We start from the raw sequence: 8,801 nt of genomic DNA on the forward strand, positions 1-8,801 counted from the left end.
AGCACTCAGGATGGAGAAACTGCAGGTCTCACGCAAAGACGCCAAGCGGCAAAGGTCAGAACCGGGACCAATCGTGGATGAAACTGGCAGCGTGCCGCGTTCCACGCCTTCCGGTCCTATTGCTTCATCTTCTTCTTGGCGACTTTGCGGCTTTGCGTGAGCACTCTGGACGGAGAAGCTGCAGGTCTCACGCAAAGACGCCAAGCCGCAAAGGTCAGAACCCGGTCCCATCGTGGATGAAACTGGCAGCGTGTCGCCCCCACTCCTTCCAGTCCTATTCTCTTCATTTCCTTCTTGGCCGCTTGACGGCTTTGCGTGAGCCTTTCCCCTGTGCTTTCGTACCGACCGGCACTAATTTCCGTTTCTCATTGTGGACGACACCCCGGCATCCGCTGCGCCTAGAATGGTTCCAGCCAAACCTTTCGAACTTACCACCTTCTCGTCAATAGCATGCGATTCAATCCTTACCCATCGGCGACGCGGGTCCTTGTTCCTCTCGTCGTGCTTTGTTCGTTTTTATCTGCGGTGACCGCGGATGCATCGGCTGAGGAGGCACGTCCCAACGTCGTGATGATCATCGTCGACGATTTGAACGACTTGCCGCTGGCCCCAGATGGCAAGCCGAGGATCAAGACCCCGAACATCGATCGAATCGCTCGACGCGGTGTCACGTTCACCAACGCCCATTGCAACGATCCGATCTGCGCCCCGTCGCGGGCCAGCATGCTGTTCGGGCTCTATCCGCAAACCAGCGGGCTGTACTGGTTCGAGAAATGGAAAGAAAACGGCGTTCTGAATCAATGCGTGTCACTTAATCGGCACCTGCAAAACCACGGCTACTCCGTGTTCGGCACCGGCAAGATTTACCACGGCGGTCAGTCCGATGGGGCATTTGATCTGCGCGGTCCCAAGCCCGACGTCGGGCCTTGGCCGTGGGATGGGAAATCCAATCAAAGTCATCTTCCTCATCCGGCGATGATGTATCTGTACGACACCGATGGTGACATGGACTACAAGTGGGAACACCACTTCGGCCCACTGTCGATGGTCCCGGATTGGAAGCCGGATCCCGCAGCGGGAATCCCCGGTTACAAGGGATGGCGGTTGGGCGGCAAACCGTTTCGTTACAACGGCGATGATGATCGAGACAAGTTGAGTGACGAATTGTGTGCCGAGTGGTCAACCGAAGTGATCGCGAGGCAACATGACCGGCCCTTCGCGATCTTCACGGGACTGGTCCGGACACACACGCCGCTTTACGCGCCACAGGAATATTTTGATCGTTTCCCGCTCGATTCGATCGAACTGCCCGAGACGATCGAGAATGACTTGGCTGACTGCGCGACCGTGCTGGCCGATCGATCGCTGTACGGCTTTCGGCGGTACAAGATGCTCGTGCGTCATCAAGACCGGCAACTCTACAAGCAGTGGCTACAGGCCTATCTGGCCTGCGTTGCCTTTGTCGATGATCAAGTCGGGAAAATCCTGGACGCCGTTGACGCGAGTCCCGGGCGTGACAACACCATCGTGGTCTTCACCAGCGATCACGGATTTCACATGGGCGAAAAAGAGTTCCTGTACAAGCAAAGTCTGTGGGACGGCGCGACGCGAATTCCACTGATCATCGCCGGTGTCGACGGCATGCCCCAAGGCGTGACCTGCGACCGTCCCGTCTCATGGATCGATCTGTACCCGACGCTGAACGAACTGTGCGGTTTGCCCCAAGAGCCGAATGTGGCATCGGGCGGTTACAAACTGCAAGGGCACAGCCTGGTTCCCCTGGTGATGTCACCCGAAGGTGACTGGGACGGTCCCGATGTCGCGATCACGGCATTGCCGGGGAAAGACCACAGCCAACACGAACGACACGGGGGCACCTGGTTCCCACATTTTTCGGTGCGCAGCAAACAGTATCGCTACTCGCTTTGCTCCAGCGGCGAAGAAGAACTCTACGATTTTCACGCCGATCCCCGCGAGTGGAAAAACCTCGCGGATGATCCGGCCTACGCTGCCATCAAAGCTTCACTGAAAGACCAGCTGATCGCGTTGCGTGATGGCCCGAATTGGAAGTCTCTCGATGACCTGCATCATTGGACCTACGGGGCGCAGAAAGGCGGCGTCGCATCCGAAGATGGGACGTTGACATTCAGCGGTCATGCGTCGTCGTACCTGGCGACGATCGCAAAGTACAAAAACTTTGAATGGGAGTTCGAAGCCAAGTCGCCCGACGCGGGGCAGATGCGGGTCAGCTATCACGCCCGTGTGAGAGACAATCGTGTCGTGGGAACGGTCGCCAATGTTCCGCCGACGGCATCCAATCTGGAAGGCATCGCCGTACCCTTTGATCCGGGACCATGGAATCGTTATCGCATCCGCGTGGTCGATGGCCGCTGCCAGGTTTGGATCAACGGCAGGTTGCACAGCGATGTGGTTGAAGAATCGAACGCCGGTGCCGGAGTGGTCGGGCTCGATTTCCCGGGATTGGCCGAACCCACGCTCAGCTTGCGCGACGTTCGGATCAGAACTTTGTGATCGCTCGCAAGCAGGAAGCTTACGCCACTTGTTTTAACGTGGCAGGTCTTTGGCTTCGGCATAGGGTCGTCGCGAAAGGGCGGCCTCGCCGACACGCTGGATCGCCAGAATGAACGCGGCGGTGCGCAGATCGACGTCACGCTTCTTGGCGACATCGGCGACACACGCATAGGCCTTTCGCATGTGGTCGGTCAGTTCGTGTCGGATGCGTCCGAGTTCCCAGCGGAATTGTTGGATATTCTGCGCCCACTCAAAATAGCTGACGGTCACGCCGCCGGCGTTGGCCAGAATATCGGGCACGACCAGAATGCCACGTCGCCGAAAGATCTCGTCGGCTTCGGGGGTCGTCGGCGAATTGGCGGCTTCGACGATGATGCTCGCCCGAACGTCTTCGGCATTATCTTTGGTCAGCACGTCGCCGAGTGCGGCGGGGACCAGGACGTCGGCGTTCCAGGTCAACACTTCGGAACTTTCAAACGCGTCGCCACCGGGAAATCTGGCGACGCTGCCATGCCGGGCGGTCCAGGCAACCAACTCGTCGATGTTGAGCCCCTCGGGGTTTGAAACGCCGCCGGCATGATCGCCGACGGCGACGATCTTGGCACCCAGTTCCGCCATCGTCCGAGCCGCAAAACTGCCCACGTTGCCGAAGCCTTGAAAGGCGACCGTGACGTCCGTGATGGATTTTTTCTGTGAGCGCAGCACTTCTTCCAGCACAATCGTGACGCCGCGACCGGTTGCCTCTTCACGGCCTTCGGATCCGAACAGGTGCAACGGTTTGCCCGTCACGACCCCGGGAGAGAATCCGGCGTACTTGGAATACTCGTCCATGATCCAGCCCATGATTTTGGCGTTCGTGTTGACGTCCGGAGCGGGGATGTCGATGGTGGGGCCGATGACATCCTTGATTTGGCCGACGAAGGTGCGAGTGATCTCGTTCAGTTCACGCTCGCTCAAATCGCTCGGGTCACAATTGATCCCACCCTTGGCGCCGCCATAGGGAACGTCGACGACCGCGGTTTTCCACGTCATCAAATTGGCCAGCGCCGTCGCTTCGTCTTCGTCGACCGAGGGGTGGTATCGCAATCCGCCCTTCATCGGCCCGCGGACACGACTGTGTTGCACCCGGTATCCCGTATGCTGGATCAGTTTTCCTTCGTCACTCTCGGTGATCAGACCGACCTTGACGATCCGCAACGGGGTCAGCAGGATGTCCCGCACCCGGTCAGAAAGTCCCAGAACATTGGCGGCATGGCGAAAATAGGCCCGGCTCTCTTCTAGCATCAATTCGTCCCTCTGGAGTGATTCGCCCAGGCATACCGTACTCGATTCGGCATGACGGCGGTTTTGAGTTTACTCCGTTCGCCGTGATCATGGTTTCGTTTCGGGGTACAATTGACGAACCCCCGAGGAACAGAGTTGATGAGCACCGCACCCCGCACCAGCGTGTTGTTGCAGAGTTATCGCGACAGGTGCCCAAACGGTTCAGGATCTCACCAAGTCTGGCGAGCAATCCATCGGAGCCGGTCCAACGATGATGCTGGAAGTTGGGGACGATTGCCGGGTGGAGATCGATTGCGCGAGACTGTTTGTATGTCGCAGACGCCGAAGGCCTATCCCACTTCGTGACGCTAAGCCAACACCTCGCGAATGACCTCGCCCCCATCGACGGTCGCTCGTTCGTCGCGTCCGTTGTGCAGGAAGGTGAGGTCTAAATGGTCGATCCCCAGACAGTGCAGGATCGTCGCATGAATGTCGTGAACGTGCGAATGGCCCCCGACGGCATACAACCCGATGTCGTCGGTTTCTCCGTGTGTGATGCCGCCTTGAATTCCGCCGCCGGCCATCCAAATCGTAAAACCGTACGGGTTGTGATCTCGTCCATCACCGCTTTCACTCATCGGCGTTCGCCCAAACTCCCCGGCCCAGATCACCAGCGTTTCATCCAGCAAGCCTCGGCGACGAAGGTCCTTCAACAAACCTGCGATCGGCTTGTCACTCTCGCGGCAGTTCTTGGCATGGTTGCCTTCGATGTCCTTGTGGGCGTCCCATTTGCTGCCTGATCCCATGTAGAGTTGGACAAACCGTACGCCGCGTTCAACCAACCGCCGGGCCAAAAGACAATTGCGTCCGTTCCGCTGGGTTTCTTTCCGGTCCAATCCGTACAGATTCAGCGTCTCCTGGGACTCTGAACCCAAATCCACCGCTTCGGTTGCCGATGATTGCATCCGATAGGCCATTTCATAAGCGGCGATTCGGGCTTCCAATTCATCATCCTCCGCCCGCGCCTCGCGGTGACGGCGGTTGAGTTGTTGAATGAAATCCAACTTCGACCGTTGCCTCTGGTCGCTCATGCCCGCCGGTGGGGCTAAATGCAGGATGGGCGTGTTGCCATCGCGAAACTGGGTGCCTTGAAAGGTCGCCGGGATGAAACCGGTCGACCAGTTTCGCTTTCCTCCCGGGGGTTCTTCCGGATAGTCCAGCAAGACCACATAGCCGGGCAGGTTGGTGCTGTCGGATCCCAAGCCATAAACGGACCAGGAACCCAGGCAGGGCCGCCCGCCGAGAATGCTGCCGGTGTTCATCTGGCAAACGCTGCCGACATGGTTGAGACCATCGGCCGTGCAATTGCGAATCACGGCGATCTCGTCGACGCACGTTGCGATTTCGGGATACCAATCGCTGACCCAAGTTCCCGATTGACCATGTTGTGCGAACGTGCGTTTAGAACCCAGCAAGGGCGTGAACGCCGTGCGTCCCATCGCGGTGACAGGACGCTGAAAACTGTCCGGCAGCGGCTGGCCGTCCAGTTTGTTCAGCAACGGCTTCGGATCAAACAGATCCATGTGACTGGCGCCACCGTCCAGGAAACACCAAATCACCGACTTGGCCTTCGGTTTGAAATGCGGTGCTCTTGACAGTCCATCTTGGGCCAACAACGCCGACAGCGCGATGCCGCCGAATCCGCTGCCGGCTTTCGTCAATAAGTCTCTGCGACAGTAATGATGCATGATCGGATGGGTAACGCGTCGAAAAAACGGGGGGGCGGCTCGCAGCCTGTCTGACATCGATGTCTAATCGATGTAAATGAATTCGTTGCAGTTAAACAATGCATGGACGAAATCCGCTACCGGTTGGCCGTCATCGACAGCCGATTGCGATGTGATGAACTCCAGTGCCGCGGACCGCTCGTCCGCACTCGGTTGGCGACCGAGTGTGGACTGGTAGACAAACTCGATCAATTGGTTCGTCTGGTCGCCAAATCGCTTGCGTAAATCGCCGGCCCACTGCGATGCCAGTTCCAGTGAGTCGTCTCCGTTGAGCATCAACAACGCCTGCGGCGGGGTGGTGGATTGTGTGCGGACGGCGCAACTGTTGTGCATGTCGGGATAATCATAGGTATCAAACATCGGAAAACGCATGTTCCGTTTTGCGAACACGAACACGGATCGGCGGCGGCGATCTTCGACGCGTTCGTCGGGCGTCCAGGCGTAGCGTTTGCTGGCACCCTCAGGCAGTTTCGGCCGCGTGCTTTCGCCAAACATTCTGCGGTTCAGTCGATCGGACGCCGACAACATCGCATCACGAATCGCTTCGCCTTCCAGTCGACGACGCTTGGCATGCCACCACAATTGGTTGCTGGCATCTCGTTGCATCGCCAAGGCGTGACGCTCGTCGCCGGGATCCACCAACGACGATTGTTGATAGGTTGATGATGTGACCATCAACCGGTGGATGGATTTCAAACTCCAATCGTTTTCCACGAGCCGGATCGAGAGCCAATCCAACAATTCCGGATGCGTCGGAGGATCACCTTGGATTCCGAAATCGTTTGGCGTCGCAACAATACCACGGCCGAAGTGATGATGCCACAAGCGGTTCACGATCACGCGAGCGGTCAACGGATGATGCCCGTCGGTCAACCAATTCGCGAGTGCCGCGCGTCGTCCCGAGGTCGACGGTCGTGCGACGTTGACTGGAGTGGACGGGTTCGACAAATCCAGGAATTGCGGAAATCCGGGATCGACTTCGTCCATCGGGTTCCGCCAATTGCCTCCGTCAAGGATAAAGGTCGGCGGTGCTTGATCGCCGAGATCCGTGACAGCCATCAGTGTTGGAAGCGGCGCGGGTCTCAACGCTTCAAAGGGTTCGAGCTGTTTTTTCAGCTCGTTGTACTTGGACTTGTCTGCTTCGGAGAGTTTGCCGACCAATTTTTCTTCGCCGGTCGCACGGTCGACCTGTTTCGCCGCGATGCGAGCGATCTGCTCTTGATAGGGCGTCCGCTGGGATGCCGGAGTGTTGTAGCACTCTTGGATCGCGGGTTCAAACTTGGACAGCATGTACGCTTGAGCGGTTGCCCGCTGTTGCTCAAGCAGCTGATCGATTTTTGCACGTGTTTCGTGTGTGGCTTGTTCCCATTGACGCAACTGACGCTCGTACTCTTGAGTTTGCTCCGGATCGGCCAGTGGAATGTCATCGCGTTCGACGATCGGAGCAAAGAAGGCTTGGAGTCGAAAATAGTCTTCCTGCAGGATTTCATCGAACTTGTGGTCATGGCACTGTGCGCAACCCATCGTTAGACCGAGAAAAGCCAGCCCCGTCGTTTCGGTGATGTCGTCTAGGATTTCTTGACGTCGCTGAAACAGGTTGGCCGCGTTGTCTTCGTCGGGATACAGGCGATTGAGCCCCGTTGCGATCAAGGCTTCCGGATCATCGGGGGCGATCTCATCACCGGCGAGTTGTTGAGCGACAAACTCATCGTATGGTCGATCAAGATTGAGCGAGCGAATGACATAGTCACGATAACGATACGCGTTGGGTCGGAGGACATCTGATTTGAATCCGTCTGTTTCCGCAAAGCGGACCACATCCAACCAATGCTGTGCCCAGCGGGCGCCATGTTGCGGCGACGCGAGAAGTCGATCGACGACACGTTCATAGGCGAGCGGCGAATCGTCATCCAGAAAGGCGCGCTGTTCCTCAGCCGTCGGTGGCAAACCGGTCAAATCGAAGGTGACGCGGCGAAGCAATTGCCGGCGAGCAGCGGGGCGATTGAGATGCAAACCTTCCGCCTCCAGTCGCGCAAGGATGAACGCATCGATCGGATTGGCGACGCGCAACGAATCATCGACTTGCGGAACCGCCGGCTTAGCAGGTGGCGTAAACGGCCAGTTCCCGTGGCCCCATTCCTGTTCGATCGGATCGCCCGACGCAGGTTCCAAGGCAGACACCGTGGCACCGGTCAGTGAGAGTGCGATTGCCCAACCGATGACGGCGACCTGGACACGAACGAGACGAGAGTAGCTGTCGTTCAAGATCGACTCCATCGGGCGTCTGGCCGCTGACGTTGAGGGATTGGGGGGCGGGCTCTCGCTTCAGTCTAGCGGAATAGCGTGCTCGGAGTCCAATCTTTGCGAGCGACCCCCGCCGTCGACGACGCGGAACCACTGCGGAAACAGTTAGGGGAAAAGAGGCGGAATGATCTGATGTGCTATCACCCAAACCCTGTGGCGTTCTCACGCCAATAAACGCATCATTCTATCACCCCACCCGCCGCACTACGTCGACTACGTCGCATCAAACCCTTTCCAGCGGACGAAGCCTTCGATGGCTTGGTACTGGGCCAGCCCCAGTCGGTCGTAGATCTGTGCCGTCTGGGCGTTGCGTGCTTCGGCGCGTTGCCAGAACTCTCTGGCATCGGAGCCTGGGAACAGGGCGCGGTCTTTTTGCGATTCGTGCTTGAAGATCGCATCGCGTTTGCGATCGACTTCTTGGGGGCTCAACGGCACCGCCATCTCAATTTCGTGGGGCGCCCACTCTTGCCAGGCACCGCGGTAAAGCCAGACGGCGGTCGACGCGAACCAGTCGTCGTGTCGGCATTCCGCACAGGCGGCAAAGATGATGTCCAGGCAGGTGCGGTGGGTTCCATGGGGATCACTCAAGTCACCGGCGGCGTAGATTTGGTGGGGCTGCACGTGACGCAACAGATCGACGGTGATTTGAACGTCTCGTTCGCCGATCGGATTTTTACGAACCGCACCGGTTTCGTAGAACGGCAAGTTCAAGTAATGCAATCGTTCGTCGCGGACGCCGCAGACCCGCGCCCCGGCGGTCGCTTCACCGCGTCGAATCAGCCCTTTTAATCGCTGGACTTCATTGATATCGACGCTTCCAGATGCCTTGTCGCGGATGGCGTGAATCATCATCTCGGTCAGGCGTTGGATGTCATCGCTATAGACCTCGAACTCGCGACAGAAATCGGCGGCGAA

4 protein-coding genes and 1 pseudogene are annotated in these 8,801 nt (G+C 58.1%); 1 reads left to right on the plus strand and 4 read right to left on the minus strand.

The annotated features are described in order from the left end of the window. Positions 1–450 precede the first annotated feature (450 nt). The gene (locus ABX749_RS12435; RefSeq protein ID WP_372896270.1) at positions 451–2,532 is read left to right on the plus strand and encodes a sulfatase-like hydrolase/transferase; all 2,082 of its coding nucleotides are present in this window, start codon (positions 451–453) and stop codon (positions 2,530–2,532) included. Between the two features lie 33 nt (positions 2,533–2,565). Here the strand turns inward: ABX749_RS12435 and ABX749_RS12440 are convergent, their stop codons facing one another. From ABX749_RS12440 to ABX749_RS12455, 4 genes and pseudogenes are all read right to left on the minus strand, one after another. After that, positions 2,566–3,816: a Glu/Leu/Phe/Val dehydrogenase gene (locus ABX749_RS12440; protein WP_145213749.1), complete on the minus strand. Its 1,251-nt coding sequence runs from the start codon at positions 3,814–3,816 to the stop codon at positions 2,566–2,568. A 347-nt stretch (positions 3,817–4,163) separates the two neighbouring features. Beyond that, positions 4,164–5,543: a DUF1501 domain-containing protein gene (locus tag ABX749_RS12445; protein ID WP_372896271.1), complete on the minus strand. Its 1,380-nt coding sequence runs from the start codon at positions 5,541–5,543 to the stop codon at positions 4,164–4,166. A gap of 63 nt (positions 5,544–5,606) precedes the next feature. Beyond that, complete coding sequence (locus ABX749_RS12450) at positions 5,607–7,847, minus strand: DUF1549 and DUF1553 domain-containing protein (RefSeq protein ID WP_372896272.1); 2,241 nt, start codon at positions 7,845–7,847, stop codon at positions 5,607–5,609. Between the two features lie 252 nt (positions 7,848–8,099). Then, positions 8,100–8,801, minus strand: a pseudogene (locus ABX749_RS12455) (glucosamine-6-phosphate deaminase); the annotation flags it as partial.

The sequence above is a fragment of the Stieleria sp. genome (assembly GCF_041595215.1).
Taxonomy (GTDB): domain Bacteria; phylum Planctomycetota; class Planctomycetia; order Pirellulales; family Pirellulaceae; genus Stieleria; species Stieleria magnilauensis.

What these genes read in the sequence shown, in the direction of transcription:
- ABX749_RS12440 (WP_145213749.1), bottom strand. Translation starts at nt 3,816, where the DNA reads ATGCTAGAAGAGAGCCGGGCCTATTTTCGCCATGCCGCCAATGTTCTG.
- ABX749_RS12445 (WP_372896271.1), bottom strand. Translation starts at nt 5,543, where the DNA reads ATGCATCATTACTGTCGCAGAGACTTATTGACGAAAGCCGGCAGCGGA.
- ABX749_RS12435 (WP_372896270.1), top strand. Translation starts at nt 451, where the DNA reads ATGCGATTCAATCCTTACCCATCGGCGACGCGGGTCCTTGTTCCTCTC.